The 25,339-nt window shown below is 67.6% G+C and carries 19 protein-coding genes and 8 pseudogenes; 10 read left to right on the top strand and 17 right to left on the bottom strand.

Features of this window, described 5'->3' with window-relative positions:
• Position 1: 1 nt before the first annotated feature.
• From K6K41_RS07395 to K6K41_RS07355, 10 genes and pseudogenes are all read right to left on the bottom strand, one after another.
• A pseudogene (locus K6K41_RS07395) lies at positions 2-447 on the bottom strand (acyltransferase); the annotation flags it as partial.
• A 204-nt stretch (positions 448-651) separates the two neighbouring features.
• Positions 652-1,249: pseudogene (locus K6K41_RS30260) on the bottom strand (LbetaH domain-containing protein).
• A complete protein-coding gene (locus K6K41_RS07385) occupies positions 1,250-2,506 on the bottom strand; it encodes a hypothetical protein (protein WP_261404517.1) in 1,257 nt (418 codons plus the stop codon).
• Entirely contained in the window at positions 2,503-2,820 is a 318-nt protein-coding gene (locus K6K41_RS07380; RefSeq protein WP_261404516.1) for an ElyC/SanA/YdcF family protein, read from the bottom strand. Before K6K41_RS07380 ends, K6K41_RS07385 begins: the two co-directional genes overlap by 4 nt.
• A 274-nt stretch (positions 2,821-3,094) precedes the next feature.
• Complete coding sequence (locus tag K6K41_RS07375; RefSeq protein WP_261404515.1) at positions 3,095-4,054, bottom strand: glycosyltransferase family 2 protein; 960 nt, start codon at positions 4,052-4,054, stop codon at positions 3,095-3,097.
• Positions 4,051-4,353, bottom strand: coding sequence for a hypothetical protein (locus tag K6K41_RS07370; RefSeq protein ID WP_261404514.1), 303 nt, complete (start codon positions 4,351-4,353; stop codon positions 4,051-4,053). Before K6K41_RS07370 ends, K6K41_RS07375 begins: the two co-directional genes overlap by 4 nt.
• Positions 4,354-4,574: 221 nt before the next feature.
• Positions 4,575-4,991: pseudogene (locus tag K6K41_RS30255) on the bottom strand (MraY family glycosyltransferase); the annotation flags it as partial.
• Positions 4,992-5,382: 391 nt separating this feature from the next.
• Positions 5,383-5,529: a hypothetical protein gene (locus K6K41_RS07365; RefSeq protein WP_261404513.1), complete on the bottom strand. Its 147-nt coding sequence runs from the start codon at positions 5,527-5,529 to the stop codon at positions 5,383-5,385.
• Complete coding sequence (locus tag K6K41_RS07360) at positions 5,517-6,557, bottom strand: lipopolysaccharide biosynthesis protein (RefSeq protein WP_261404512.1); 1,041 nt, start codon at positions 6,555-6,557, stop codon at positions 5,517-5,519. Before K6K41_RS07360 ends, K6K41_RS07365 begins: the two co-directional genes overlap by 13 nt.
• Positions 6,557-6,973 carry a hypothetical protein gene (locus K6K41_RS07355; RefSeq protein WP_261404511.1) on the bottom strand — a complete coding sequence of 139 codons (417 nt, stop codon included), beginning with the start codon at positions 6,971-6,973 and terminating at the stop codon, positions 6,557-6,559. The genes K6K41_RS07360 and K6K41_RS07355 overlap by 1 nt, the downstream gene beginning before the upstream one ends.
• Before the next feature lie 536 nt (positions 6,974-7,509).
• Here K6K41_RS07355 and K6K41_RS07345 point away from each other — a divergent pair.
• The 5 genes and pseudogenes from K6K41_RS07345 to K6K41_RS07330 form a co-directional block, all read left to right on the top strand.
• Positions 7,510-9,794 (top strand): annotated as a pseudogene (locus K6K41_RS07345) (N,N-dimethylformamidase beta subunit family domain-containing protein); the annotation flags it as partial.
• A gap of 33 nt (positions 9,795-9,827) precedes the next feature.
• Positions 9,828-10,277: a DUF4082 domain-containing protein gene (locus K6K41_RS30250; RefSeq protein ID WP_428978597.1), complete on the top strand. Its 450-nt coding sequence runs from the start codon at positions 9,828-9,830 to the stop codon at positions 10,275-10,277.
• 10 nt (positions 10,278-10,287) lie between these two features.
• Complete coding sequence (locus K6K41_RS07340; protein ID WP_261404508.1) at positions 10,288-11,199, top strand: methionyl-tRNA formyltransferase; 912 nt, start codon at positions 10,288-10,290, stop codon at positions 11,197-11,199.
• A 132-nt stretch (positions 11,200-11,331) separates the two neighbouring features.
• Entirely contained in the window at positions 11,332-12,324 is a 993-nt protein-coding gene (locus K6K41_RS07335; RefSeq protein WP_261404507.1) for a glycosyltransferase, read from the top strand.
• Between the two features lie 43 nt (positions 12,325-12,367).
• Positions 12,368-13,411 (top strand): hypothetical protein, encoded by a 1,044-nt coding sequence (locus K6K41_RS07330; protein ID WP_261404506.1) that lies wholly within the window; start codon positions 12,368-12,370, stop codon positions 13,409-13,411.
• Here the strand turns inward: K6K41_RS07330 and K6K41_RS07325 are convergent.
• Positions 13,398-13,535 carry a hypothetical protein gene (locus K6K41_RS07325; RefSeq protein WP_261404505.1) on the bottom strand — a complete coding sequence of 46 codons (138 nt, stop codon included), beginning with the start codon at positions 13,533-13,535 and terminating at the stop codon, positions 13,398-13,400. The genes K6K41_RS07330 and K6K41_RS07325 overlap by 14 nt on opposite strands.
• Before the next feature lie 307 nt (positions 13,536-13,842).
• On the opposite strand from K6K41_RS07325, the gene K6K41_RS07320 reads away from it, so the two are divergent.
• The 3 genes from K6K41_RS07320 (at position 13,843) to K6K41_RS07310 (ending at position 16,254) form a co-directional block, all read left to right on the top strand.
• Entirely contained in the window at positions 13,843-14,559 is a 717-nt protein-coding gene (locus K6K41_RS07320; RefSeq protein WP_261404504.1) for an RICIN domain-containing protein, read from the top strand.
• Between the two features lie 13 nt (positions 14,560-14,572).
• The gene (locus K6K41_RS07315) at positions 14,573-15,751 is read left to right on the top strand and encodes a hypothetical protein (protein ID WP_261404503.1); all 1,179 of its coding nucleotides are present in this window, start codon (positions 14,573-14,575) and stop codon (positions 15,749-15,751) included.
• A 233-nt stretch (positions 15,752-15,984) separates the two neighbouring features.
• Entirely contained in the window at positions 15,985-16,254 is a 270-nt protein-coding gene (locus K6K41_RS07310; protein WP_261404502.1) for a hypothetical protein, read from the top strand.
• Here K6K41_RS07310 and K6K41_RS07305 read toward each other — a convergent pair.
• The 5 genes and pseudogenes from K6K41_RS07305 to K6K41_RS07285 form a co-directional block, all read right to left on the bottom strand.
• Positions 16,229-18,205 (bottom strand): annotated as a pseudogene (locus tag K6K41_RS07305) (cache domain-containing protein). The gene K6K41_RS07310 and the pseudogene K6K41_RS07305 sit on opposite strands and share 26 nt — an antisense overlap.
• Positions 18,198-19,571, bottom strand: coding sequence for a sigma-54-dependent transcriptional regulator (locus K6K41_RS07300; RefSeq protein WP_261404501.1), 1,374 nt, complete (start codon positions 19,569-19,571; stop codon positions 18,198-18,200). Before K6K41_RS07300 ends, K6K41_RS07305 begins: the two are co-directional and overlap by 8 nt.
• A gap of 350 nt (positions 19,572-19,921) precedes the next feature.
• Positions 19,922-21,559 (bottom strand): OFA family MFS transporter, encoded by a 1,638-nt coding sequence (locus K6K41_RS07295; protein ID WP_261404500.1) that lies wholly within the window; start codon positions 21,557-21,559, stop codon positions 19,922-19,924.
• Positions 21,560-21,806: 247 nt separating this feature from the next.
• Positions 21,807-22,657 (bottom strand): annotated as a pseudogene (locus K6K41_RS07290) (LysR family transcriptional regulator).
• Between the two features lie 126 nt (positions 22,658-22,783).
• Positions 22,784-23,137, bottom strand: a complete 354-nt coding sequence (locus K6K41_RS07285; protein ID WP_261404499.1) for an SDR family NAD(P)-dependent oxidoreductase — start codon at positions 23,135-23,137, stop codon at positions 22,784-22,786.
• On the opposite strand from K6K41_RS07285, the pseudogene K6K41_RS07280 reads away from it, so the two are divergent.
• Positions 23,121-23,930, top strand: a pseudogene (locus K6K41_RS07280) (NAD-dependent formate dehydrogenase); the annotation flags it as partial. The gene K6K41_RS07285 and the pseudogene K6K41_RS07280 overlap by 17 nt on opposite strands.
• A gap of 228 nt (positions 23,931-24,158) precedes the next feature.
• Positions 24,159-24,479: an HPP family protein gene (locus K6K41_RS07275; protein ID WP_261404498.1), complete on the top strand. Its 321-nt coding sequence runs from the start codon at positions 24,159-24,161 to the stop codon at positions 24,477-24,479.
• Between the two features lie 181 nt (positions 24,480-24,660).
• Here K6K41_RS07275 and K6K41_RS07270 read toward each other — a convergent pair.
• Positions 24,661-25,034, bottom strand: a pseudogene (locus K6K41_RS07270) (winged helix-turn-helix domain-containing protein).
• Positions 25,035-25,339 lie beyond the last annotated feature (305 nt).

The raw sequence follows: 25,339 nt of genomic DNA, 5'->3' as shown, positions 1-25,339 counted from the left end.
GACGGGCGGGCGAGCCCATGACGAGCGCGTGGTCGGGCACGTCCCTGGTGACCACCGCCCCGGCCGCCACCAGCGCGCCGGCCCCGATGGTGACGCCGGCGACGATGGTCGCGTTCGAGCCGATCGAGGCTCCCCGGCCGACGAGCGTCTCGGTCAGCGTCCAGTCGCCTTCGCCCTGCAGCGCCCCGCCGTCCGAGGTCGCCTTCGGGAAAAGGTCATTGGTGAACATCACCCCATGGGCGATCATCACCTCGTCTTCGATCGTCACGCCTTCGCAGATGAAGGAGTGCGACGAGATCTTGCAGGACGCGCCGATCGCGACGCCCTTCTGGATTTCGACGAAGGGTCCGACGCGCGTGCCGCGCCCTATCGAACAACCGTAAGCGTTGACGAGGTCGGGATGGGAGAAACCGCTCCCTCGCCCAGCGAAACATTTGCGATCGCCATGGATGCTGCCCCCCGTCGCCCCGAAATGAGGCGAACGCGAGAAGGCTATGGCCGCCCCGGAGTCGCGGGAAGATGATGAAAGGTTTCGAGCCTCTAGGCCAAAATCGTCTCGTAAGACGAAAGCGGCGTCGCCTTTCGACGACGCCCTCTACCCCCTAAGGATGTCGGTGGTTTTAGCCTGCCCCGGTTGGTCGAAGACCAAACCTACGCCTGAGCTCCGGCGTTGGAGGGGTGGCGACGCCGCTCGCGCATCGGCGACGCCGGATTTCCGGCGTGCACGGTCCAGGCCGAGAGATTTCGCATCGCGACGCCGCGGGCGCCGAGGACCGCGCCTTCGGCGACCGTCACGCCGGGGCCCACGAAGGCCTCGGCCGCGATCCAGGCGTTCGCCCCGATCTCGATGGGCAGGGACCGAAGGGGAAAATCCGGGGTCGTGACAGTCATGCGTGCCGGAGCAGAGATGCGCGCGCTGGGAGACGATCGCGAACGCACCGAGCCGGATTTCGCCGACATTGTAGCAGGTCACGCCCGGCCCAAGCGACGCGTGCGTCTCCATGACGAGATGCGCAGGCCACCAGATGACGACGTCCGGATAGACCCGTGCGCTCGCCGCCAGCCTTGCCCCCCAGAGCTTGAGCAGCGCGCGCCGCCAGCCATGCATCGGCGACGGGGTCCAGCGCGCGAGCGCAAGCCATGACAGCCTCCATCCGATGCGGAGCAGGCGATGGCGCAGCGTGAAAGTCGGGCCGCCGAGGCGAGGGGAGAGCGGCTCGGCCGCAGCTGTCTCCCGAACGAGGCTCATCTAGGCCGCCCTGCCGGCGACGGGCGCGCGGCGTCGCCGGCGGCCGGCGTAGAGAAGCGCCGGCCCGAGGAACATCGCCATCTGGATCCAGGCGGTGACGATCCAGTTGGTGTGATGGGAGAACACGTGCATGGCCGGCAACGCGCTCAGCATGTAGATGATCTGGCAGGAGGCGTCGCCCGACTCCGCGCTGCGATAGATGCATCGCATCAGCCAGGCGACGGCGAAGAACTTGACGAAGCCGAGATAGCCGAACGAGCCGAAGGCGTCGGCCATGCCGGTGTCGGTCGTCCCGTAATTCGCCGCGTAGAACCTGTCCACGGCTCCGGGCGTCACGACCAGCAAGGAGCGCTTGAAGGCGTCTCCGACGATCTGCGCCGGCACATAGGACATCACCAGATCGTTCCAGTGCGAGAGCCCGTAGTCGAACGACTGGTTGCGCGAGACGACGTCCATCCGCATGACGGCGTTCTGGAACTCCGTGCCCCCGGACTCGAGCAGCGTCTCGAAATTTCCGATGAAGTCGATCTTGGCGATGTCCTCGAGGCCCGGCGTCTGCCCTCGCCGCGTGATGTTGCGGTAATCCTCCGTGCTTGACAGGCCGATCACGCCGACGAGCACCGTCAGGATCACGAGCGCTCGCGGCAGGGCGCGGCGCATCTGGAACCACACCGCCAACGCGATGATGAGGACGAATTCGAACGCTTCGCCGCGCTTTCCGGTGACGACGATGCGGTCGAGGTAGAGCGCCGCGTCGCAGGCGAGGATCGCAAGCGCGACGGCCGAGGGCCGGCGGGCCGCGCACAGCGCCGCGATCGCGAAGCCGAAGACCAGCATCTTCGAGAAGAAGAGGTAGATCACGGTCGGGCCGCTCAGCGCGGTCGACACCACGGTCTCGGGCGGCAGGCGGCTTATGACGACGTAGAAGCCCGCCCCGATCGCCGACAGCGTCGCGGCGGCCGTCAGCAGCCGTGTCTCGTCGAGCGGGATCGGCGTCGAAAGAAGGGGACGGTCCGAAAGCCGCCAGCCGATCGGGACGGCCGCGAGACAAACGATCGAGAACGCAAGCGTCTTGGCGAACCCGTCGGCGGGCAGGAAGACATTGTCCGCGAGCCCGGGCAATTGCGGAAGGATGAACGCGGTCATCATCGCCGCGGCGAGAAACGGATACTCATAGACCGCGCCGCGACGGAGAACGCCTTCGGCGATCAGGAAGAAGCACAGCGCCGCAAAGGCCAGGATCAGGGCTTCGTTCACGCCGGCGGCCCCAGAGGTTCCGCGGTCAGGCGGACGAACACCCCGTGGGCGATCGCATACCAGACGATCTTGACGTATTCCGACAGCGTCGCCTGCGGCTCCGACGACCAGCCCAGGCGCCAGCGCGGGGAGCCCTCCGGCGTGACGGAGGCCGCCGTGAACGCGACCTCGGGCGCCGCCGCGCGAAACGCGGCGATCGCCCGGCGAGCGTGAAACCAGTGAGTGACGAGTTTGGCGGAGCGCAGCCCCTGCGCGCGCAGGATCGCGGCGACGTTGATCGCGTTCTCCTGCGTCGTTCTCGAATTCGGCTCCATCACGATCGATCGCTCCGGAACGCCGCGCGGTCAGGGTGTCGCGCATCGCGTCGCCGTCCCCGGCGCCTGTGACGACGACGCGCGCATAGGCTCCGCGAGCGAACAGAGACGCCGCCAATTCAGCCCTAGGGACGCCGAATCCGCCAAGAACCACCAGAGCGTCGGCCGACTGTGAAACGTCTTTGACCGGCAGCACATAGCCAGCGCCGGTGATCGCAGCCGCGGCGAAAAGACATGCGGCGGTGGAGACGTAGATCAGACCGCAAAGTCCTGATCAGCCTGTGCGAAGCGCCTGAAAGTCCGGGCGCCGGTCGGCCATACGCCGGCCTGCAAAGGCTGCGCTGCTCCATCGGTCAGGGCTTCTGGCTTGCAAGCGCGGCCGGAGCGCTCCCGGCGTTCTCCGCGACCTTGGCTTCCGCGACCAGCGTCCGGCCGCAGCGCGATCTGCCAGTAATAGAACCCCCGCGCCATGGCGAAGTGAAACCCCGCCGAGCCGTCCAGAAATCCGAGCTTGAGCACGTAAGAATGCAGGAACGCCGTAAGCCCAGCGGCCCGGTATTTTTCTGAACGCCGTCTTCATGAGCCTGCGGGACAGACTTTCGCTCGCCGCGAGCTTCGCCAGGCCGCCGCGTTGCGCAAGCCGGGCCTCCCAGTCGGCGTAGAGGTCGTGCCGGCCGAAATAGGCGGCGGCGGGCTTGCGGTCCCAGTGCAGCAGCGACGACTTCAGCCGGCCGATCCTGCCGTCGATCGTCGGCTGGTAATGGCCTTCGACCTCCCAGCCGCCGGGAATGTCGAGATCGTCCGGATGAGGGAACGTCGTGCGGCGGCGATCGACCAGCATCATCTTGCAGTTGCGATGGCCGAAGCGAAGCTGCTCTCCAAGAAAGACGAAACGGCCCTCGATGAAATAGGCCGAACACCGCGGCCCCTGCCTGAGCAGCGCCGAGATTTCCTGCACGAGCGCCAGAGACACGATCTCGTCGGCGTCCAGCATGAAGACCCAGTCGTTGCGCACCGAAGGGTGCTTCAGCGACCATTCCTTCTTCTTCGGATACTGCCTGTTCCAGACGAACGGCAGGACTTCCGCGCCGAACCGGCGCGCGATCGCAGCCGTCGCGTCGGCGCTTTCGCTGTCGCAGACGATCACCTGATCGAACGCCTTGAGCGCCGCCAGGCAATGCGGCAGGTTCACCGCCTCGTTCTTGGTCGGGATGACGACGGAGACGGGGATCATCTTGCTTCTTCCGTTTCTGCAGGGGAGACGATCGCCGCGCTGAGCCCAGACGCGGGTCCGGCGAGCCGATCGGAGATCGACCTGGCGGCTTGCAGCGCGCCCGCGCCGTCGGGCTTTGCGAGCTGGAGCGCGATCCACGCGGGAGCCTTCCAGACCACGAGCGAATGGAGCGCCGCGACCAGCGCGAGGCCGACGAAGATCGCGAGGTCGTCGACGCCCAGGATCGCGGCCATGTAGCCGAGCGCGCCGAGCGTCCCGCAGGCCACGATGAGCGTCGCGGCCGCGCTTCGCGGAGACATGCCTGCGTCGACGAGAAGGATGGAGGTGCCGGCGGTCGCCCGCCATCGGGCTGCGGGCCGGCGCGCAGGCGCCTGACGATCAGGCTGAGGGTCTCGATGGCGGGAAGCGCGCAGATCCACAGGAGCGGCCCCATGGAGACGACGCGTTCGCCGCCATTGGCGAGCGAAAGGCTGAAATAGGCGACGGCGGCGCCAAGCATCAGACTGCCGGCGTCGCCCATGAACACGGACGCCTTCGCGCGCCAGCGGTGGCGAAGGTTGAAAACGAGGAAGCCGAGCACCGAGAACAGCAGCGGCAGAGCCGCGACGATCGCGTCCTCGCGCCCCATCGCCATAGCGGTCAGCGCGAGCCAGAACAGCGCTGAGGCCGCCGCGCCGCCCGCGAGACCGTCAAGGCCGTCCATCATATTGAAGGCGTTGGCCAGCCCGACCACGAAGACAAGCGCGAGCGGTGCTCCCGCAAAGGCGGCCAGCGCGAGGACTTCCGCGGGCGTTCCCGCGAACCAGTCGACCGAGGGCGCGATCGGCCAGATCATCAGGAGCGCGGCGCCCGTCTGGGCCGTCAGCCGGACTCCGGCCCGCAGACCGAACCTGTCGTCGATCGCTCCGACTACGACCAGGGCCCCCAGCCCCGCCATCACGCCAAGAGGCGCCCTGAGGTCCGGCGCGAGGAAGATCGACGCGACGACAAAGGCGGGAAACATCGCAAGACCGCCGACCAGAGGGACGTCGCCCTGATGTCGTTTGCGCTCCTGATCCGGCCGGTCGACGAAGCCTGCTCTCGAGGCGATGTCGCGGAACAGGACGATCAGGACCACGGTCAGGAGAAAGGCGTTCAGGTAGAGGGGCGCTTGAGACATCGTGGTGCCGCCGCGTTCGGAGGCCGCCGGCCTCTCGGTCGCGCCGACGATAGGCGGGCGTCTGCGCGCGCCGCGACCTAGGATTCCTGTCGATCTTCCGTCCGTCTTTCTTGCCGTCCGGGCCCACGGGGAAGTCAAAGGGCGTAGGCGCTCAGACAGTCGGACGATGTCACTCGCCAGGAGCGAGAGAGCGCCGGCCCAGCTGCGCCGCCTTTTGGAGCAGGCGGGCGCGCATTCCGTCGTCGAGCACGAGGGTGCAGAAGCCCGCAAGTCCGACCGCGCCGCCCGCGGCCGTCGCGGCGATCAGCTTGGCCAACGGCGCGTCGGGCGCCGCGGTCCGTAGGTCACGAGCCAGATCGCCGCGCAGGCGGCGATGAACAGCGCGGCGATCGGCGCGGCCACGTGCGAGAGATACTGCGAGAGCTCGATGTCGAGCCGCCGCAATCCCAAAAGAGGTATCCGCCATCCGGTCGTGGCGGCCTGCGCCAGCAGGGTCGACAAGGCGACGCCGACGAGGCCGAGCGTGGGGGTCAGCACGAAGCTCAGGCCGATGTTCAGGGCGCCGGCCGCAAGATACCAACCGGCGTAGACCTCATGTTCGGTCGCCCGCGAGAAGCCGAAGAGCAGGCTCTGCTGCGTGTAGAGGATCAGCATGGCGCTGAACGTCGCCATGACGGGCAGGCCGACGAAGCGTCCGTCGCCGAGCCAGACCGCCGTGATCGACGGCCCCGCGAACAGCAGGAGAGCGGCGCCCAGCGCCATGAGCCCCATGCCCACTCTCATGCTCCTGAGGACGATCGCCCGGACGCGGTCGGTCGTCCCGGTCCGCCAGAGCTGGGACACATAGACGTTGCCGGCGTCGCCGATCGCGATCGAGATCACCGCAGCGTTGAAGGCCAGCAGATAGTTGGCGGCGTAGACCGGCAGGCTGGCGGGATCGAGGAAGGCGGCGATGAAGTAGGGGTCGGCTTTCATCAGCAGAAGCGCGCCGACTTCGGTCAGGAAATACTTCAGCGACGGCCCCATCAGGTCGACGGCGGTCGCCTTGTCCCACCCGCCATTGATCTTGGCCAGCGAGGGTTCCTTGCGCCGGAGATAGGCGACCGCGCCGATGCGAAATCCGAGGCTGCCAAGTGCGCCGGCGACCGCGAGCGCCGTCAGCCCGCCGCCGGCGATGACGATGGCGCACTGCGCGAGGATCGTGGCGGCGTTGAACGCGATCGCGAGAAGCGAGACCGGCGCGACGTGGCCAAGGCCCGAGATCGCCGCGGTCCAGAGCCCGTTCGACAGCGCGATCGCTTGCCCGAAGCAGATGATCGACCAGGCGAGCAGAGCTTCCTGCATCAGCGCCGATCGATATCGAGCGTGGCGATGAAGGCGAGCCCGCCGAGCCAGGAAATTCCTCCGACCGCGAGCGCGATCATCAAATAGAGCCGCCGTCCCGTCGCCGCGAGCCGGGAAAAGCTCCGGGCCGCGTCGTCGGATTCGCCCCCGCCCACCATGAGGTCGCCCTGCCAGAACGCGAAGCGGCGGATGAGCGTCGAGGTCAGGCCGAAATCGAGCAGCAGGATCAGGACGCCGCTCTGGCTGAGAAGCAACCATACGCCAAGCTCCGCGGCGGGCAGCCGCGCGAACAGGAGCGGCATCAGCAAGAGGCCGAGCGCGATGGCGGCGACGCGCGACAGCCACATCGCGAGCACCGCCAAGGTGATGCGGCGCGCGGTGGACGGCGCCGCGCGATCCGGCGACGAAGCCGTCACGGTCGGGAGAGCCCAACGATCGTGTCGTCAGGTCTTGTCGCGCGCGGCTTCGGGACGGTGACGGAGCCGCGGCTCGACGTCTCGAACGATTTCATGGCCCGAACTCCCCGTCGACCGCCCCCGTGGTGATGGCCGAGGCGTCCGGTTTGGGGCAACGCGCCCGAAGGATCGGGCTCGGCGACGCCGGCTACCTCTTTCGTGCGGGATTGGCCAGGGCATCCGTCGAAAGGGTCAGGCGTCGCTCCAGCCGACTCGCGCGAGCGTCCACGAGCCGGTCCGTCGAAAGTCCAGCCGTAACACTTTCTACCGTTCGGAGGGCTCCTGTCCTCATCCTGAAACGGTGTTGCGTCGCCAGGCCGACGCCAAGAGGTCTCGGCTGACGAGCCCATCCCACGATGGAAGGAAGCGCTCGCCGCGGCGAGCGTGCGCTTCACTCCCTCCTGCGCGATCGCTGTCCTCATCATCGGGCCGGAGGCTCGCGAAGGACGGATCGGTCCGTCCGAGACCCAGGCGAACGCTCCATGGCCACGAACAAGATCTCGATCGAGAACCAGCTCGCCGGAAACCCGGCCAGCGAATGGGATCTTCAAGGCATCGGCGACGACAACATCGTCGGCTTCGCGACCGACATCAGCGTCAACCGCGGCCAGACGGTCAGCTTCAAGATCCTGACGGACTCGACCAACTACAGGATCGACATCTATCGCCTCGGCTATTACGGCGGATCGGGCGCGCGCAAAGTGACGACGATCCAACGGCAGCTCCCGAGCGCGCAGACCCAGCCGGCCCCGATCGTCAACGCGGCTCTCGGCCTCGTCGATTGCGGAAATTGGGCGACGTCGGCGAGCTGGGCCGTGCCGGCGAGCGCCGTCTCCGGGCTCTACATCGCCAAGCTCGTTCGCCAGGACGCGACCACAGGCGCTAACCACATCCCTTCGTGGTGCGCGACGACGGCGCGACCAGCGACCTGATCTTCCAGACGTCGGACACGACGTGGCAGGCCTACAACTCGTGGGGGAACTATAGCCTCTACGGCGGCGCGACCGCGATCAATCGCGCCGTCAAGGTCAGCTACAATCGGCCGTACAACACCCGCGGCTACCAGTTCCAGAGCGGCCCGTGGGACTGGATCTTCGGCGTCGAGCACTCGATGATCCGCTGGCTCGAGCGCAACGGCTACGACGTCTCCTACACGACCGGCGTCGACGTCGACCGGCGGGGCGGACAGCTTCTGACGCGAAAGATCTATCTCTCGGTCGGCCACGACGAATACTGGTCGGCCGCGCAACGCGCGAACGTCGAGGCGGCCCGCGCGGCTGGGGTCAACCTCGCTTTCTTCAGCGGCAACGAGTGCTACTGGAAGATCCGCTGGGAGCCGAGCACGGACCCAAGCGCGACGCCGTACCGGACGATGGTCTGCTACAAGGAGACGCGCGAAAACGCCAAGACCGACCCGAGCGCGACATGGACCGGGACGTGGCGCGACCCGCGCTTCTCGCCGCCTTCCGACGGCGGCCGGCCCGAGAACGCCCTGACGGGCACGATCTTCCAGGTCGATTCCTATCGCCTCGACACGATCAGGATCCCCTACGCCCAGTCGCGCTTCCGCTTCTGGCGCAACACCTCCGTCGCCAATCTGACGCCGGGCCAGACGGCCTCCCTGGTCACGAACTATCTCGGCTACGAGTGGGACGAGGACGTCGACAACGGCTTCCGGCCCGCCGGCCTCATCGACCTGTCGCTGACGACTGTCGCGGTCGGCACATATCTGCGCGACTACGGTCTGACGCTCGGCTCGGCTAACGCCACCCACAGCATGACGCTCTACCGCGGATCCGGCGGCGGCTTGGTGTTCGGCGCGGGCACGGTCTACCTGGTCTGGGGCCTCGACGCGCAACATGACGCGGAAGCCACCGCCACCGACACGCGCGTCCGCCAGGCGGTGGTCAACCTGTTCGCCGATATGAACGTCCAGCCGGCGACGCTTCAGAACGGTCTCACCGCCGCGACGAAGTCGACGGACGTGACGCCCCCGGTCTCCACCATCACGGCGCCGGCGAGCGGAGCCAGCATCGTCGAAGGCCAGTTCGTCACGATCACCGGGACCGCGACCGACGTCGGCGGCGTGGTGGCGGGCGTCGAAGTTTCGACCGACAACGGCGCCACCTGGCGCAAGGCTGCGGGCCTTGCGTCCTGGTCCTATCTCTGGATCGCCCAGTCCGCCGGAAATTACGTCATCCGCTCGCGCGCGGCCGACGACAGCGCCAACCTCGAGGCGCCGAAGCCCGGCGTGCCCATCACGGTCGCGCCGGCGGCGACCAAGAGCCTCTGGAGCTACGCCGACAAGCCGACGAACGTCTTCACGCAGGACGTCAATTCGGTCGAACTCGGGGTGAGGTTCTCGTCATCCCAGAACGGGTCGATCACCGGCGTGCGGTTCTACAAGGGCGAGAAGAACGTCGGGCCGCACAGCGCAGCCCTCTGGAGCGCCGGCGGCGCGCAACTCGCCGCCGCGACCTTCGCCCAGGAGACCGCGACCGGCTGGCAGACCGCGACCTTCGCGACGCCGGTCGCCGTCTCGGCGGGGGTCACCTACGTGGCGTCCTATCACACCAACGGCTTCTATTCGGCCGATCCGGGCTATTTCGCCAACGCGCGGACCAATGCTCCCTTGACCGCGCCGGGAGCCGCCGGCGGCGGCAACGGCGTGTTTCACTACGGCGCTGCGACGGTGTTTCCGGACACTCTGGCCAATGCGTCGAACTACTGGGTCGACGTGGTGTTCGCGCCCGCAGCGCCGCCGCCGCCGCCCCCGGGCACGACGCTGTTCGCGACGACCGACACGCCGGCGACCGTGACGGAAAACGACTCCCAGTCCGTCGAGCTCGGCGTGAAGTTCCAGGTGAGCGCCGCCGGGACGATCGTGGGAATGCGCTTCTTCAAGGGGCCGCAGAATGTCGGCGTGCATCAGGCCCGCCTCTGGAACGCGAACGGGACGCTGCTTGCGACCACGACTTTCGCGAACGAGACGGCCAGCGGCTGGCAGCAGGTGCTGTTCTCGACCCCGGTCCCGGTCTCGACCGGCGTGACCTACGTGGCCTCGTACCACACCGCGGGATACTATTCGGTCGACGGGAACTACTTCGCCTCCGCGCGCACGAGCGGGGCGCTGACCGCGCCGTCGGATGCGGCGAGCGGCGGGAACGGCGTCTACGCCTACGGCGCGTCCGGCGTGTTTCCCAACCTCAGCTTCAACAAGTCCAACTATTGGGTCGACGTCATCTACCAGGCGTCGGGGAGCTGACGACCAGGCCATGAGACTGGCGATCGTCGGCCGCACGAAACTGCTCGTCGATACCGCGCGTCGTCTGCTCACGGACGGGCACACGATCGGACTCGTCGTGACCTCCGGCGACATGGCGGCCAGCGAACCGTTTGCGGCGCTCGCCTTCGCCTGCGGGGCGGCCTTCGTCGAAACCGCGAAGGTCAATTCCCAGCAGATCGTGGAGACCATGCGGGACGCCGCCTGCGAACTCGGGATCTCGCTGAACTGGAGAACGCTGATCAAGCCGGCGACGCTCGCCTGTTTCGCGCGCGGCGTTCTCAACGGACATGCCGGCGACCTGCCGCGATTTCGCGGAAACGCCTGTCCGAACTGGGCGATACTGGCGGGCGAGCCCCATGTGGGCCTGTGCGTCCACCAGATGACGCCGGAGCTCGACGCCGGTCCGATCTATGCGCGGACCCATTATCCGCTCGAGGCCGACACCTACGTCACCGACGTCCAGAACTGGATCGACGCGACGATGCCGGAGCTGTTTTCGTCCGCGCTCGCTTCGATCGCGCGCGGCGAGGAGCCTGTGCCGCAGAATCCGGATCCCTCGGCGGCGCTGCGCTGCTATCCCCGCCGCCCCGACGACTCCAGGATCGACTGGCGGACCGACGCGGACACGATCCGCCGCCTGATCCGCGCCTCGTCGCGGCCGTTCGACGGCGCGTTCTGCTTCCTCGACGACCGCCGCGTGACGATCTGGCGGGCCGACGTCGTCGAGCCGACGTCCCGCTATCTCGCGGCTCCCGGCCAGCCCTGCGAACCCGTCGAAGGCGATCCGATCGTGGCGTGCGGAAGCGGATTCCTACGCCTGACCGACATCAGTCTCAACGGGTTTTCGAACATCGACTCCAAAGCGCAGGTCAATCGAAGCGCCCGGCTGCGCCTGACGTGAGGCCCTGATCGGCCCTGCGCGTACCACTTTCGATCTCTGCGGCGTCCTATCGGGGGCGTCGCGCGGCCGAGCGCAGAGCGCTTAGCGTCGCATCAGACCTTGATCCGGCAACGCTCCGACTGCGAGGGCTCCATGGCGGTCGTCGACATCGCGATACCTTGCTATCGCTACGGGCGCTTCCTTCGCGAATGCGTCGGCAGCATCCTCGCCCAATCGATGAACGACGTTCGCGTCCTGATCATCGACGACGCCTCGCCGGACGACTCCGCCGATGTCGCGCGCGAGCTCGCCGCCTCCGATCCTCGGGTCGAGGCGTTGGTCCACCGGGAGAACCGAGGCCACATCGCGACCTACAACGAGGGCATCGCCTGGGCGACGGCTCCGTACTTCCTGTCGCTGTCGGCCGACGACTATCTCGCCCCCGGCGCGCTCGAGCGCGCGGCCGCGCTGATGGACGCCCGGCCCGAGGTCGTGCTGACCTACGGCGCCTGCGAGACCGCGCGCCCCGACGAACCCGCGCCCGCGCTTCGCGACGACCGCGTCGACCCAAGCTGGCGGGTGCGTCCAGGCCGGGATTTCGTCAAGGAGCACTGCGAGCAGATCCGCAATCTCGTGCCGACGCCGACCGCCATCGTGCGGACGAAGACGCAGAAGGCGATCGGCGGCTATCTTCCGTCCCTGCCGCACGCCGGCGACATGGAGATGTGGCTGAGGTTCGCGGCTCATGGCGACGTCGCCGATACGCCGGTTCCGCAGGCGGTCTATCGGCTGCACGGCGCCAACATGTCCGCGGACTACTACCGGAACGTCCTGATCGACTACGCTCAGCGGGCTGACGCCTTCGACACGTTCTTCGGGAGCGACGGGCGACTGCTCGAGGACGCGGAGGCTCTGCGCGCGCTCGCGCGGCGCCGGCTTGCGGCCGCGGCCTTCTGGACCGGGGTCGCGCAATGGTGTCGGGGGCGACGCCAGACCGGAGCGGACGTCCTCGGCTTCGGGCTGCGCCTCAATCCCGCGATGCGAACGGCCCCGCCCTTCGGCCACCTCATGAGGCTCGAGCGCGTCGATCGGAGGCTGAAGAGCGTCTTCTCCGACATGATCGGCCGCCGCGCCGGCCTCCCGTGAGCTCGCGACCTGACCCAAGTCCTGCTTTCCACGGTTCGCCCAGATGACGCCGCAGCTCAATTTCGTGATCGACCAGCCGGACCACGCGATGCCGCGGTTCCTGGCGATCCGCAGCGTGGCCGACTGCTTCGCGCGCGACCCCGGCGTCGCCGCGGGGATCGCCTCCCAGGGCGACCTGTGCTGGAGCCTCCAGACCTATCTCAATCTCGCGCAATGGACCTACTTGCCGGTGTCGTGCAGCAACCGCCTGCGGGACGACGCGATCAACTTCGTGCACTCCGACCAGCTCGGCAAAATCGGAGGACGATCGTCGGCCTTCGTCGTTTGCCTCCGCGCGGACTACCCGGCGCGGCGCTGGGCCCATCACCACATCGTCCAGAACAAGCTCCAGGCGTCTGCGACGGCGACATACCTGCCGCTGTGGGCCCAGCCTGGACTCATCAAGCGCAGCGGCGGTCGGAAAAGCGTCGAGACGGCTGCCTATGTCGGGCAGACGTTCAACGGCAATCTCGCCGCCGACGCCGTCTTCTGGCGCAAGGCCTTCGCCTCGATCGACCTGGAGTTCCTGACGCCGCCCCGGGAGGCGTGGCACGACTTCAGCGGCGTCGACATCCTTGTCGGGGTGCGGAGTTTCGATCGCCGGCGCTATCCCACCAAGCCCCCGAGCAAGCTGATCAACGCCTGGCGGGCCGAGGTTCCCTTTATCGGCGGCTTCGACAGCGCCTATGAGCAGGTCGGGCGGCCCGGACAGGACTTTCTTCAGGCGAGAACGGTCGAGGGCGTCATGCAGGCGGCGTTCGTGCTCAAGCACGACCGCTCGGCGTATGAACGGCTCGTCGAGACGGGCCGGGCTGCGGCGGAGGCGTTCTCGGAAGAATCTCTGTGCTCGCGCTGGACGTCCGTCATCCGAAAGGTGATCGAGCCGCGCTATGAACGCTGGCTCGCCGGAGCGCGCTACGAGACGCCGAGATTCCACGCGATGTTCGCGCTCGGGAGGGTCGAGAAGCGCACCCGCGCCTTCGCGCGCGGCGCGATCGACCTTGCGCGGTTCGCCGTTCGGCCTGAGCCCGCTCTCAGCCTTCGATGAGATTCTCGAGTTCGTCGAGGCTGAGAATCCAGCCGCTGTCGCTCAGGATCGTCACCTTCTCATGCTCCGCCTGCCCGAGTTCGCGCGCAAGCTCGAGGGCTTCGGTGACGGTCGCCGCGACCATCGTGTGAGGCGGCTCCGTTCGTGACACGACCATGTAGGACATCTGGAAGGCTCCCAAGAGCGGAACGATCGCTCTTCAGTACCTCCGCGCATTGGCCGCCTCGATTCAGCTTCGAGGCGATGGAGGCGGCAAAAAGACGTGTCGCCCTGTCCGGATATGACGGCGGACCCGATGCTGGCCCTACCACTTTCTACGCCTACGCCGCCCCAGGGCGTCGCCCGCGCTGCTCGAGACTCTCTTTTGAGCGTCTTAAGCGGCATGGCGGGCAAGCCTAGGAATTCCTCGTCAAACGTTTCGGGGAACTGTCATGCGGGCGCCCATCGTCTCCTTTGTCGCAGCGGTCGTCTGCCTGGCGTTCATCGGGTCGGGCGGCGCGTTCGCTCGGGTCGAGCGGTTGCTCGTCAACCGCAACAGCGGAATGTGCGCGGAGCTGAAGGACGCGAATCTTCAGGTCGGCGCGCGCGTGTCCCAAGGCCGTTGCTCCGATCAGCCGCACCAGAGGTGGCTGTTCCAGAAGACGGCGGCCGTCAGCCGGATCGTCAACGTCCGCTCCGGCATGTGCCTCGCGGCCCGTCCGAGCGACGGAGCCGCAGTCGTTCAGGCGCCGTGCAACGGCGAGGCGAGCCAGAACTGGAGTTTCCGGCGCGTTCAGGACTGGTTCCAGATCGTTTCGGCGGTGTCCGGCGAATGTCTCGACGTCGCCGACTCGTCGATCGACGACGATGCGGCGTCGCTCCACGCAGCGTGCGGCGAGGCAAACTCCCAGAAATGGACCTTGTCGGATCCCGCACTGAAGTCGGTTTGGTCGCCGAAAATCTCCCTGCCGCTGATCCCGGTCGCCGCGTCCACGCTGCGCAACGGCAAGATCCTCATGTGGGCGTCCCATGACCCGTTCACCTTCGGCGACGATCAGGGAAAGACCTTCACGACGATCTTCGATCTCGCGAGCGGATCCTCGACGTCCGTGACTGTCTCGAGCACCGGCCACGACATGTTTCTGTCCGGGCACCGCCACCCTGCCTGACGGTCGCATCCTCGTGAACGGCGGATCGAGCAACGCCAAGACCAGCATCTACGATCCCGAGCTGAACGTCTGGACCACGAGCGCGGAAATGAACGTGCCGCGCGGCTATCAGGGAGACGCCGTGCTGCCGTCCGGCGACGTGCTGACCGTCGGCGGATCATGGAGCGGCGGGATCGGATACAAGAAGAGCGAAGTCTGGAACCGTCTCTCTGGCTGGCGGGTGCTTTCGGGCGTCAACGGCGAAGACCTCGCAGGACCCGATCCCGCCGGACAGTTCCGCTCCGACAACCACATGTGGCTGTTCGCCTACAGCGATAGATACGTGCTGCACGCCGGCCCCAGCGCGCAAATGCACTGGATCGACGTCAAGGGCGACGGGCGCATTCTGCCGGCCGGCGATCGGGGCGACGACGCCTACGCCATGAACGGCAACGTCGTGATGATCGGGCCGACCAAGCTGCTGAAGATCGGCGGGGCTCCGGCCTATGAAAGCCTCCAGGCGTCCGATGGAGCCCATCTGATCGACTTTGGGGACGGGCCGAAGGGACCGATCCAGGTGACGAGGCAAAGGCCGATGGCCTTCGCCCCGCGCTTTCGCCAACTCCGTCGCCCTGCCGGGCGGAGACGTCGTCGTGATCGGAGGAAGCAATTTTCCAGAAGCCTTCAGCGACGAGCGGTCGGTCATGATCCCGAGCTCTGGTCGAAGTCCGGCGGAAACGGAGCCTTCCGGAGGCTCGCGCCCATGACGGTCCCGCGGAACTATCACAGCATCGCGCTTCTCATGAAGGACGCGAGGGTGTTCGTCGGCGGCGGCGGGCTGTGCGGTTCCCCATGCGACACCAATCATCCCGACGCAGAGATTCTGACGCCTCCCTATTTGTTGAACGACGACGGATCGCTCGCGGCCCGGCCGGCGATCACGAGCGCGCCCGCCACAGCGCGACTGGGCGAGCGCATCAGCGTGTCGACCGACGTTCCGGTCTCCCCAGTTCTCGCTCATCAGGCTGGCGGCCGTGACCATTCGGTCAGCAACGACCAGAGGTCGGGTGCAATTGAAGCCGGCGGCCGTCAACGGGACGACGTACGCCCTGGACCTCAAGACGAAGGGCGCGCGGCTGCTCCCGGGCGACTGGATGCTGTTCGCGATCGAGCCGAAACGGCGTCCCAAGCGTCGCGGCGGTCATCCGGATAAGCGCGGCTTCGTAACGCTCAAATCTTTCTGGCGAAGTCGTCTCCCGACGCCGGCCGGCGAGGCGATCGCCAGCGCGCCGCGAGGCCGGCGACGGCGTGACGCGCGGGCGAGGGCGGGGGCTTCTCGCCCAAAGCATCGAGTCTGCCGGCGGCGTCGTCGGGGCGCCTAATCCAAATCAGTGAAACATGCCGCGCATCGCCTGATAATGAGCGGCCTAGCGCCATGAGGAGCCGATGACGACCACAGCTTCTTCCGCCGCGATCGTCACCCTGTCGCGGTTCCTCATGTTGCTCGTCAGAGCCCAAAACATGCGCAAGACGGGCGTGGACGCAGACGGCCTGACGCGTTTCACCGTCACGCCTCAACGAGGGGCCCCCTACGACATCAAGATGTGGCTTCCCGAAGAATGCGACCTCGCCGAGTGGAATGCGGAGATGGAGCGGAAGCTCGAGATCGCCGCAGCCGACCTCGAACGGCTCAACGGGGCGCATCTGAACAGCTAAGCGCGACCGGCAGCCAGATCGTAAACGTCGAGCCGCGACCGACCTCGCTTTCGACGGTGATCGACCCGCCATAGCGCGCCATCAGCGTGTAGCTGGTCGAGAGGCCGAGCCCCGTTCCGCCGCTCGTGCGCGTGGTGAAGAACGGGTCGAAGATCTTTTCGAGCTTGTCGGACGGAACGCCGACGCTGGTGTCGATCACCCGGATCGCGACGCCGGGCGCCCCCGATCGGGCTTCGTCGGCGGTCGAGATCGTCAGCGCGCCCCCCTCCGGCATGGCGTGGATGGCGTTGACCATCAGGTTGATGACGACCTGCTGCAGCTCGGTGCGGCTGACCTCGACCTCGCGGCTCGTCGCATCCGTCGTCTCGACCGTGATGGCGGCGCGTTCGAGCAGGTGGCGAACGAGCACGAGGCAATCGGTCACGACGCTTCCCGGCGCGACCTGCTCGACATAGCCGGCGTATTCGTCCGGCCGCGCGAACTGGAGCAGCCGCGTGACGATCATGTTCACCCGGTGGACCTGCTGGTCGATCAAGTCGAACTCGGTCTTCACGTCGAGCGCCGCCGGTCCCAGCGCCTCGCGCGCGACCTCTAGATTGCCCTGGATCACCGCGATCGGGTTGTTGATCTCATGTGCGACGCCGGCCGTGATCTCGCCGATCGCCGCGAGCTTCTCCGACATCACCAGTTGGCGGGCGGGCGTCCTCGAGCTGGCGGGTGCGCTCGGCCACCCGGGCGTCGAGCTCGGCGCCCCAGGTCCGAAGCTCCGCGTCGCGGGCCTGCAGCCGTCGAGCAGCTCGTCGAAGCGAAGCGCCACGAGGCCGATCTCGTCATGGCAGGCGAGGTTGCCGGTCCGGGCCGACAGGTCGCCGGCGTCGACCGCCGCGATCGTGCGGTTCATCTGCTCGAGCGGCTGGAAGATCGCGCGCGCAAGCCGCAGCAGGAAAGGCAGGGTGAGGGCGGCGGCAAGCGCGAAGGCCGCGAGCACGGCCGCGATCATGGTCCAGCGCACGGTGCGGAACGGGCTCTCCAGAAAGCCGACATAGAGCATGCCGACGCGCGTTCCCCCGCCGTCCACGATCGGCTCATAGGCCGAGATGTAGCGGTCGTTGACCACGAAGGCGCTGTCGAGCCAGGTGCGGCCCTCGCCCAGCACAGCGTCGCGCACTTCGCGCGAGACCCGCGTGCCGAGCGCGCGGCGATCGCCGAACAGCCGCACATTGGTGGCGATGCGCACGTCGCCGAGGAACAGCGTCGCGGTGCCTTGGCCGCCGGCCGGCAGCTCGCCATGGGCGTAGATCAGGTCGTTGATCGTATCGACGAAGCCGAGATTGCCGTTGAGCAGCGCGCCGCCGACGAGCGCGGCCCGCCGCCCGTCGCCGAGCGTCACGGGCGTCGCGGAATGGATCACGAGGCCGCGCGTCTCGACCGTGCGGTCGGTCTCGGCTGCGTTCGGGGTCTTGACCAGCTCGACCCGCGCGCGCTCCGCCATGCCGGGCGACAGGCGCATCATCTCGTCCTGCTCAAACAGGTCGAGCGCGGTTTCGGGGCGGCCGGAAAGCGCCGCCTCCACCACCTTGCGCTCGGGATCGGGCGTCGCCGCGCCGTTGCGCTCGACGAGGTAGAGGAAATCAAGTCCGAGTTCGGCGCGCCTTGCGTCGAGCAGGCGCCGGATCCCGCCCGAGCGCGCGGCGTCGGCGAAGGCCTGCGACTGGGCGAGGGCGGTCAGCTGCTCGCCGCCGCGCTCCTTCAGGCGGCTGAGATACTGGCGCGCGATGATGAGGTCGTCATTGGCCTTGGAGATCAGCAGGGCGTCGAACTGGGCGAGCCACCAGAACAGCGCGAAGCCGAGCACTACGGGCAGCACCACGCCCATCGGCAGCAGCGCGATGGCGAGCAGGCGCGAGCGGACCGACCGCAGCCGCCAGTCCGAGGAGGGGCTCTCAGGCATTCCACTCGGCGCATTTGCGGTCGAGCGTCTTGCGCGACACGCCGAGCCTGCGCGCAGCCTCCGCACGATTGCCGCCGGCGGCGTCCAGCACCCGCAGCATGTGGCGCTTTTCCAGTTCCGACAGGTCGTCGGTCTCGGCCTCGCCTGCGTCTTCGACATGCGGCACGTCGAAGGCGCCCATGATCAGGCCGCGCTCGACGCGGTTGCGCAGCTCGCGGGCGTTGCCGGGCCAGGGATAGGCCGCGAAGCGTTTCAACGTCTCGTCATCGAGCGCGAGCGGCGGCAGGCCGAGCTGCGCCGAAATCTGCCCCATGAACATCCGCGCCAGCGCCTCGACGTCTTCCGGCCGGTCGCGCAAGGGCGGCAGGTGGATGCGGAACACGTCGAGCCGGTAGAAGAGGTCGGCGCGGAAGCGCCCGGCCGCGACCTCTTCGGAAAGGTCGGCGTTGGTGGCGGCGATCAGCCGGACGTCGATCGGCACCTCGCGGTCCGAGCCCACGGGCCGCACCTTGCGGTCCTCGATCACCCGGAGCAGCTTGGCCTGAAGCGCGAGCGGAAGCTCGGCGACCTCGTCGAGGAACAGCGTGCCGCCCTGCGCATAGAAGAACAGGCCCTCGCGCGAGGACGCCGCGCCCGTGAAGGCGCCCTTCACATGGCCGAACAGCTCGCTCTCGATGATCTCCGAGGAGATCGCCGCGCAGTTCACCGGCACGAAGGGTTTTGCGGAATAGGGCGACTGGTCGTGGAGCGCCCGCGCCGTGATCTCCTTGGCGGTGCCGGATTCGCCGGTGATCAGCACCGTGGTCGGGGTGGCGGCGGCGCGCGCCACCATCTCGCGGATGCGCGCCATCTGGGGCGAGGTCCCGACGAGGCGGCCGGGTTTTTCGGGCTCAGGGCTCGCGCCGAGCTGGCGGCGGAGGACGAAATTTTCGCGCCGGAGCGCCGCCCGGTCGAGGCAGCGCGCGATCGCGTTGAGGATCTGCTTGGTGCGGAACGGTTTCAGCACGAAATCGGCCGCGCCGGCGCGCAGCGCCTCGATCGCGGTCTCGAGGTCGGCGAAGGCCGTGATCAGGATGACTTCGGTGAAGAAGCCGTCGCGGCGCAGCTCCGCGAGCCATTCCAGGCCTGTGCGGCCCGCCATCTTGTTGTCGAGGATGATGAGGTCGAAATGGCTGGCGTCGATCAGCCGTCCGGCCGCAGCCGTGTTCTCCACCGCCTCGACGCGCGCGCAGCGCGGGGTCAGCGTGCGGGTGAGGAAGTTCCGCATGCCCGGCTCATCGTCGACCACGAGGATGTGGGCGCGCGCGAGCCATGGATCGTTCGGCGCGTCCGGCTGGTCGTCTGGAGCTGTCGTCTGGTCGCTCATGGCGCCGCCGTCTCGGGCGGATAGTCCGCCGCCACGTGATTAGAACATCGCGGCGCTGAACGCGAAGGCCCGCCGGTTTGTCGCCGGTCGAGAGGCTGGAGGTTCCCGCCTCCCTCTCCCGCTTGCGGGAGAGGGTAGGGGTGAGGGGCGTTAGCTCCGAGGCTTCAGAATTGAAGCTCAGAGGCTTCAGAATTGAGCGCTTCCAGGGCGGACGAGCGGCGTTCGGATCCCGCTGCGCTATGCCCCCTCATCCTTACCTTCTCCCGCAAACGGGAGAAGGGGTCACGGACGTCGCGCGTTATGCTTCTCCCCTCTCCGCAAGGGGGAGGGGAGCAGAACGCGCGATCCGCTCAGTGCAGCAGGATCACGGCCTTCTGCAGCGTGATCAGCACGCCGATCGCGAGAGGGATTCCGACCGCGGCCCAGGCGAGGCCGACGAGGACCAGCGAGGTCGTGGCCGCCGCCGTCGGGGTCTCGCTGATGCTGGCCTGCGCCGTCGCGGCGTTCGCCTGCCGCGCGGTCTTGTCCTCGGCCATGTGGTGGCGCGCCGCGACCGGGCGGACCAGCAGGTTGCAGATCATGCCGAGCACCAGAAGGCCCGCCAGGATGTACATGGTCTGGTTGTAGGCCTGGGACGACGGCAGCCCGGCGGCGAGCTGGTATTCGCGCAGATAGTTCACCAGCACCGGGCCAAGAATACCTGCGGTCGCCCAGGCGGTCAGCAGGCGGCCATGGATCGCGCCGACATATTTCGTGCCGAACATGTCCGCGAGATAGGCCGGGACGGTGGCGAAGCCGCCGCCATACATCGAGATGATGACGCCCATGGCGAGCACGAAGAACAGCGTGGTGTTGAAGCCCGCGAAGGTGGGGGTGAGCGCGTAAAGCACGACGCCGAGCGTGAAGAAGATCGCGTAGGTGAGCTTTCGGCCAAGCTTGTCCGAAGAGGTCGCCCAGGCGAAGCGGCCGCCGATGTTGCAGAGGCTGAGCAGACCGGTGAAGCCGGCCGCGATCGCGGCGATCGAGGCCTTCTGGGCGGCCGAGAGTTCGCTGAACGGAATGTCGAGGCCGATGAGCTTGCCGCCGAACACCTCCTGCAGCATGGGCGAGGCCATGCCGATGACGCCGATGCCGGCCGAGACGTTGAGGCAGAGCACCAGCCAGATCAGCCAGAACTGCGGGGTCTTGGTCGCGACGTTGAGGTCGACGTTCTTGGCCGACACCATGGCGTTGGCGGAAGGCGCCGGCGGGGTCCAGCCGGCCGGCTTCCAGTTCTCGCGCGGAACGCGGTAGCCGAGCGCGCCGCCGACCATGAACACCACGTAGATCGCGGCCATCGCCACGAAGGTCTGCCACACGCCGACCGAAGTCTCGGTCGCGAAGTGGCGCATCAGGAAATCGGCGAGCGGCGCGCCGATCATGGCGCCGCCGCCAAAACCCATGATGGCCATGCCGGTCGCCATGCCGCGGCGGTCGGGGAACCACTTGATGAGCGTCGAGACCGGCGAGATGTAGCCGAGGCCGAGACCGACGCCGCCGATGACGCCCGAGCCGAGCCACAGCATCCAGAGCTGGTGGGTGTAGACGCCGAGCGCCGAGATCAGCAGGCCGCCGCACCAGCAGGCGGCGGAGACGAGGCCCGCCTTGCGCGGGCCTGCGCGCTCGAGCCAGCCGCCCCAGATCGCCGCCGAGCAGCCGAGCAGCACGAAGAACAGCGTGTACATCCAGCCGAGCTGGCTGATCTTCCAGTCGCAGCCCGTGGCCACCATCCCTGCGAGGAAGCTCATGTCGGCCGGACAGGCGACGGGTTGCGTGATCCCGACCGCGCGCGAGAGCGGCAGCCAGAAGACGCTGAAGCCGTAGGCCATGCCGATGCACAGATGAATGGCGAGCGCAGCCGGCGGCACGAGCCAGCGATTGAAGGTCGGCGCGGCGATGGTTCGCTCGCGGCTGAAGAAGCCGGCGTCTGCGGCGATGCTTGCGGACATGGAGCCTCCTGGCGGTCCCGGGCGACGCGGTCTTCGCCGCGTTCGCCGAGCCGGTCAGCAATGTCCGGGCCACCCGCCAAGCGCCTCGTTTTTCAACGGTCTCCATGATCTTCGTCGCGCGCGAGTGGACAAAATGTCCTTCTGCGCCCGGCGACTTCCAGGCAAGTTGGACAATCTGTCCTTCATGCTGCGCTTGCATGCGATTGCGTCGCAAGGCGCGCTTCCGCGTCGTGCTGAAGGTCGCGGCCTAAGTGCCGATCTCGGCCGCCACGAAGTCCACGAAGGCGCGCGTTTTCGCCGGCACGTGGCGGCCATGCGGGTAGACCGCGTAGACCGTGCTGTCGGCGACCTGCCACTCGGGCAGGACGCGGACGAGCCGTCCCTCGGCGAGGTCGGGTTCGACCAGGAAATCCGCCAGAAGCGCGATCCCGCGCCCGCCGAGCGCGGCGAGCCGCAGAGCCTCGGCGTTGTCGGCCTGGAGCAAGGGGTCGATCGTCACGTCGGCGGCGCGTCCGTCGCGGACGAGCCGCCAGCTCGCGCCGTCCATCAGCGGGCTGAAATGCAGGCAGTCATGCGCGCCGAGATCGTCGATCGCCGTCGGCGCGCCGCGCCGTTCGAGATAGGCGGGGACGCGCACAGGTTCCGCCGGTTCATCGTCAGCTTGCGCACGACATAGTCGCCGCTCGTCAGCGTCCCGATGCGGACGCCGACATCGACGCGCGTCTCGACAAGGTCCGCGAACCGGTCGTCGAACAGCAGCTGAAGCTTGAGCCGCGGGTGGCGCTCCATGAAGCGCGGCAGCAGCGGCGCGACCACCTTCTGGCCATAGAGGTTGGGCAGCGCGATCCGCAGCAGGCCATGCGGCTCGACCGCGTGGGCCGAGACCGCCGCGTCCGCCTCCTCGGCGCACGCCAGCACGTCGAGGCAGCGGTCGAGATAGATTTCGCCCGCTTCCATCAGGGTCACGCTTCGGGTCGTGCGGTGGAGCAGTCGGCAGCCGAGCGCGTTCTCGAGCTGCGCGATTCGGCGGCTGAGCGCCGAGGCGCTGATGTCGAGCGCCGCGGCCGCATTCACGAAGGAGAGTCGCCGGCCGACCATCGCGAAGGCGCGCATGGCCGACAGCCGATCGAGATTCTGTTCGCCCAAGCCGACCTCCATTGCGCTTGGCGGCGCAATGGAGGGAATGTTTAGTGGATTGTCGCGCGCAGAAAACCGGCGCTCCGATCAGATGGCCGCGAGCGTGCCGCCGTCGACCACGAAGGCCGCGCCCGTCACGAAGGTCGACTCGTCGGAGGCGAGCCACAGGATCGGACCCGCGGCTTCCTCCGGCGAACCGAGGCGCTTCAGGCCCCAGACGCCGGTCGAGATGCGATCGCGCGCCTCCTCGGTCTTGGCGAAGCCGCGGAGCATGGCGGTGTCGACCGGGCCGGGGCAAACTGCGTTGACGCGGATCTTGTCGGGCCCGAGCTCGAGCGCGAGGCCGCGTGTCATCGCCATCACCGCGCCCTTGGTGGTGGAGTAGCCCGACAGCCGCGGCCGCGACGCGAAGGCGTGGATCGACGCGGTGAAGCGCGGCATCACCGTCGCGGAAGTCACCTTCTGCAACTCGATCAGCGTCGCCGAGCATGTGGTGATGATGATCGTGTCCCAGGTCCGCAACTACCTGCCGTCCTACGAGTGGGTGAAGAAGGGCGGCTGGAACATCGCCGACTGCGTCTCGCGCTCCTACGACGTCGAGGGCATGCACATCGGCACGGTGGCTGCCGGCCGTATCGGCCTAGCAGTGCTGCGCCGTCTTAAGCCCTGGGACGTGCACCTGCACTATTTTGACCGCCATCGTCTGCCGGAACCGGTCGAGAAGGAGCTCAACCTCACCTGGCACGACACCGTCGAGGACATGGTCAAGGTCTGCGACGTCGTGACGATCAACTGCCCGCTGCACAGCGAGACGCTGAACCTCTTCGACGAGACCATGATCTCGAAGATGAAGCGCGGCGCCTACATCATCAATACGGCGCGCGGCAAGATCGTCGATCGCGACGCGATCGTCCGCGCCTGCGAAAGCGGGCAGCTCGCGGGCTACGCCGGCGACGTCTGGTTCCCGCAGCCGGCCCCGAACGACCATCCGTGGCGCGCCATGCCGAACCACGGCATGACCCCGCATATCTCGGGAACCTCGCTCTCGGCGCAGGCGCGTTATGCGGCTGGAACGCGCGAAATCCTCGAATGCCACTTCGAGGGCCGTCCGATCCGCGACGAATATCTGATCGTCCAGGGCGGCGCGCTCGCGGGCGTCGGGGCCAAGTCCTACGCCAGCGGAAACTCGACCGGCGGTTCGGACGAGGCCGCGAGGTTCAAGAAGGCGAGCTGAGGCCAAGCGCCTTCAAGGGGATCGGCGGCCTCGCCGCCGGTCCCGCCACGCTCTCACAAGAACACCAAACGGGAGGGCGCTTATGGCGTCCCGGGAGGCCGCGCGCGCCGCGGCGATGGCCGGCCTCGGCGGCTTTCTCGTCATCTTCGCGCTGGCCGAACTTTCGCAGTTCTCCGGAGCCGCGCTCCTGATCGCGCCCTTTGGGCGAGCTGCGTTCTGGTCTTCGCTTTGCCCGCCAGCCCGCTCGCCCAGCCGCGTAACGTCATCGGCGGCCATCTCGTTTCGACCGCAGTCGGGCTTGCGGCCTTCATGGCCTTTGGGGCGACGCCGCTCGCCTTCGGGGTGGGCGTCGGGCTCGCAATCGCCGCCATGCTGCTGACCCGAACGACCCATCCGCCGGCCGGAGCCGACCCGATCGTGGTGATTCTTGCCGGCGCCTCCTGGACGTTCCTCGTCGCGCCGGTGCTCGCCGGAGCGGTCGCGATCGTGCTCGGCGGCGCGGTCTATCACCGGGCCGCGACGGGGTCCGCGTATCCCGTTCGGAACTGACGGCGCTGGACGCTCGAAGCCGCCTCCGACTGTGAGACCGTGATTCTGACGCTTCGAACCTCCGATGGCTTCGAGGCGTCCTGCTCTCTCGACAAATCCGCCGCGACCAAGCTTGCCCGCACGTCAGACGAGGCGCCGGGGCGCATGCGGCCGCCCCTTCTAAAGAGCCAAGCCGCGGCGCTCAGGCGGCGTTCGAAGTCACCGGATTCTTTTCATCCGACCTCTGCGTGCCGGACTGCAACGCGGCTAGTTGGGCTTTCGCAGCCTTAGCGGCCGCCTTCTCGATCGCGCGATACCGCTGGATCAGTTCTTCGCCGAAGGCGGTGAGCTTCGCTCCGCCGCCGTGTTTCCCGCCGGTCTGCGACGCGACCACCGGGCGGCCGCAGATCTTCGCCGTCTCGTCGACGAGGTCCCACGCCCGACGATAAGACATATCCATCGCGCGCCGGCGGCTGAAATTGACCCCTCCCGATGGATCGCTTCGAGCAGTTCGATCTTCCCGGGGCCGATGCTGCCTTCTGGATGAAGATCGATCCTGATGCTGAGAGACGCCATCGGTCCAACCCTGCTGATGGCGGACGTGACGGCCCGCTATCCGATGCGTTCAGAGTACCCAGACTCCGTTCTTAGCGACAGTGAGCCGTGGCGTAAACCCAGCTTTGGCGACGAGTCCCTCAGAAATCAGATCCACATCACTAGACCGAGGTGCGGTCTGGAAGGTTCTACGACCGTAGGCGATCGGCAATCTATGCCGGAGAAAGTTCTTACCTTCGTTAGACTGGTTGGCCGGGTTGTTTCCCAGGCAGCCGCTGCCGTTGGCTATCAGTCTTTATTGCCGTCAGGCCCACAGTCGCTTGGCT

It is taken from the genome of Chenggangzhangella methanolivorans, assembly GCF_019797865.1.
GTDB lineage: Bacteria > Pseudomonadota > Alphaproteobacteria > Rhizobiales > Methylopilaceae > Methylopila > Methylopila methanolivorans.
This window is presented reverse-complemented; position numbering and strand designations above follow the sequence as displayed.

What these genes read in the sequence shown, in the direction of transcription:
- K6K41_RS07300 (WP_261404501.1), bottom strand. Translation starts at nt 19,571, where the DNA reads ATGAGCGACCAGACGACAGCTCCAGACGACCAGCCGGACGCGCCGAAC.
- K6K41_RS07310 (WP_261404502.1), top strand. Translation starts at nt 15,985, where the DNA reads ATGACGACCACAGCTTCTTCCGCCGCGATCGTCACCCTGTCGCGGTTC.
- K6K41_RS07380 (WP_261404516.1), bottom strand. Translation starts at nt 2,820, where the DNA reads ATGGAGCCGAATTCGAGAACGACGCAGGAGAACGCGATCAACGTCGCC.
- K6K41_RS07320 (WP_261404504.1), top strand. Translation starts at nt 13,843, where the DNA reads ATGCGGGCGCCCATCGTCTCCTTTGTCGCAGCGGTCGTCTGCCTGGCG.
- K6K41_RS07340 (WP_261404508.1), top strand. Translation starts at nt 10,288, where the DNA reads ATGAGACTGGCGATCGTCGGCCGCACGAAACTGCTCGTCGATACCGCG.
- K6K41_RS07335 (WP_261404507.1), top strand. Translation starts at nt 11,332, where the DNA reads ATGGCGGTCGTCGACATCGCGATACCTTGCTATCGCTACGGGCGCTTC.
- K6K41_RS07295 (WP_261404500.1), bottom strand. Translation starts at nt 21,559, where the DNA reads ATGTCCGCAAGCATCGCCGCAGACGCCGGCTTCTTCAGCCGCGAGCGA.
- K6K41_RS07375 (WP_261404515.1), bottom strand. Translation starts at nt 4,054, where the DNA reads ATGATCCCCGTCTCCGTCGTCATCCCGACCAAGAACGAGGCGGTGAAC.
- K6K41_RS07285 (WP_261404499.1), bottom strand. Translation starts at nt 23,137, where the DNA reads ATGCCGCGCTTCACCGCGTCGATCCACGCCTTCGCGTCGCGGCCGCGG.
- K6K41_RS07360 (WP_261404512.1), bottom strand. Translation starts at nt 6,557, where the DNA reads ATGCAGGAAGCTCTGCTCGCCTGGTCGATCATCTGCTTCGGGCAAGCG.
- K6K41_RS07325 (WP_261404505.1), bottom strand. Translation starts at nt 13,535, where the DNA reads ATGGTCGCGGCGACCGTCACCGAAGCCCTCGAGCTTGCGCGCGAACTC.
- K6K41_RS07370 (WP_261404514.1), bottom strand. Translation starts at nt 4,353, where the DNA reads ATGTCTCCGCGAAGCGCGGCCGCGACGCTCATCGTGGCCTGCGGGACG.
- K6K41_RS07330 (WP_261404506.1), top strand. Translation starts at nt 12,368, where the DNA reads ATGACGCCGCAGCTCAATTTCGTGATCGACCAGCCGGACCACGCGATG.